2 protein-coding genes and 1 pseudogene are annotated in these 1,769 nt (G+C 33.6%); 2 read left to right on the top strand and 1 reads right to left on the bottom strand.

All coding sequences use genetic code 11. From position 1 onward, the window contains the following. Both WBY99_RS11015 and WBY99_RS11010 read left to right on the top strand, forming a co-directional pair. A pseudogene (locus WBY99_RS11015) lies at positions 1-289 on the top strand (ABC transporter permease); the annotation flags it as partial. A 6-nt stretch (positions 290-295) separates the two neighbouring features. Beyond that, positions 296-772: a BlaI/MecI/CopY family transcriptional regulator gene (locus tag WBY99_RS11010; RefSeq protein ID WP_423976384.1), complete on the top strand. Its 477-nt coding sequence runs from the start codon at positions 296-298 to the stop codon at positions 770-772. A gap of 197 nt (positions 773-969) precedes the next feature. Here the strand turns inward: WBY99_RS11010 and WBY99_RS11005 are convergent, their stop codons facing one another. After that, on the bottom strand, positions 970-1,674 hold the full coding sequence (locus WBY99_RS11005; protein WP_423976383.1) for a CoA transferase subunit A: 705 nt from the start codon (positions 1,672-1,674) through the stop codon (positions 970-972). Between the last annotated feature and the right edge of the window lie 95 nt (positions 1,675-1,769).

Genomic DNA, 1,769 nt, shown 5'->3' with positions numbered 1-1,769 from the left:
TGATAGTATTGATTATGTTCTGTCATTCCTTTTAATATTATTAATCGTAATGCAGATTAGTAATTATTTCATCAAAAGCTCGATGCATACAGCGATTAACATCTTTGTTTCTGCATTAATGTTCACCTTGAATCCTGTGTATGGATTTGTTTGGCTAGGAATTTCTATTGTGGTGGGATATAGCCGAATTGTTATAAAAAGACACAGCCTTGCGGAAGTCCTAAGTGGCATAATGATCGCAAGTATCATTTCTTTTATTTACCTTTATACTTCTATTCAAATTCAATAATATATTATGAAAATAAGTCATTTAACGACGGGTGAAGAAATTATAATGAATATTTTATGGCGACTCGATTCCGCATATATGCGGGAGATTATCGAGCAATATCCTGAACCGAAACCACATCCAAATACAATTTCAACTTTTTTAAAAATATTGGTTGAAAAAGAATTTTTGACCACCAGAAAAGAAGGTCGTATTTTTCAATATAATGTTGCAATTCCTTTCAAGGACTATCGAAAATACTTATTAAATATTTTTTTAGAAGAGTATTTCAATAACTCCTCTTCTGAGCTAATAAAATTATTACATGAGGAAAATCTTTTAAAAGATGCTGACTTCGAAATAAAAGCGGCGACAATTTTGAACCCTGAAAAAGAAAAGGATTCTGAACTCAGTGAATTTCTGAATGATATTACCGCACCGAAAAAGAAGAAAAAGAAAAAAGAAAAGGACGGTAAAAAGAAAAATAAAAAGAAGAACAAATAGCTTTTCAAAGAACCTAGCCAATAAAAAAATCCTTTTTAGAGAAATGTTTTTTCATTTAATAATGAAATACAAAAAAAAACATTTATTTCCTTTTTCTTCACTTTAGAATTAATAAGTTTTGGCTAGTTTCATTAAAAAAAACGGGCTAATTCCGATAGCTATCGGGATCGTTCCTATTGATAAATTAATATTATATTTTAATTTTCTCGTTTCCTCACCGTTCTCTGTTCAATTCTTTTTTCGAATTTTTCGCCTTGGAAAATCCTTTGAACCATAATTCCGGGAATGTGAATTTCGTTGGGATCCAATTGTCCTGGTTCTACCAATTCTTCCACTTCGGCGATGGTGATTTTTCCGCTTCCTGCCATTGGAGCGTTGAAGTTTCTGGCGGTTCCTTTGAAAATTAAATTTCCTGCGTAATCGCCTTTCCAAGCTTTTACAATAGAAAAATCGGCTTTGAAAGCGTGTTCCAAAATGTGCATTTTGCCGTTAAAATCTTTTGTTTCTTTTCCTTCTGCGACTTCTGTTCCGTAACCTGCAGGAGTGTAAAAGGCAGGGATTCCGGCTTGTGCCGCACGACATTTTTCGGCTAAAGTTCCTTGTGGAGTGAGTTCTACTTCGAGTTCACCAGAAAGCATTTGTCTTTCAAACTCGGCATTTTCGCCAACGTAAGAAGCAATCATTTTTTTGATTTGTTTTTTCTGTAAAAGCAACCCCAAACCGAAATCATCAACTCCAGCGTTGTTTGAAATACAGGTTAAATCAGCCACGTTACTTTCTACCAAAGCGTTAATTGAATTTTCTGGAATTCCGCAAAGTCCGAATCCTCCTACGATTACAGTCATTCCGTCGCTTATTCCGGTAATGGCTTCTTGTACGTTTTTTACTCTTTTATCGATCATTTTATTTCTTAAATTTTGGTGGTTTGAAATTACGAAATTTTTGGGAATTTGAAATTTTAATTTCCACGGATTTTTCTATTTCCCACAGATTTCAC

This window comes from Kaistella sp. (assembly GCF_049588135.1).
Taxonomy (GTDB): domain Bacteria; phylum Bacteroidota; class Bacteroidia; order Flavobacteriales; family Weeksellaceae; genus Kaistella.
The sequence above is the reverse complement of the archived record's forward strand: the minus strand, read 5'-3'. Positions and strand labels throughout refer to the sequence as shown.

Excerpts from the sequence above, each read along its gene's own strand:
- WBY99_RS11005 (WP_423976383.1), bottom strand. The coding sequence starts at position 1,674 with ATGATCGATAAAAGAGTAAAAAACGTACAAGAAGCCATTACCGGAATA.
- WBY99_RS11010 (WP_423976384.1), top strand. The coding sequence starts at position 296 with ATGAAAATAAGTCATTTAACGACGGGTGAAGAAATTATAATGAATATT.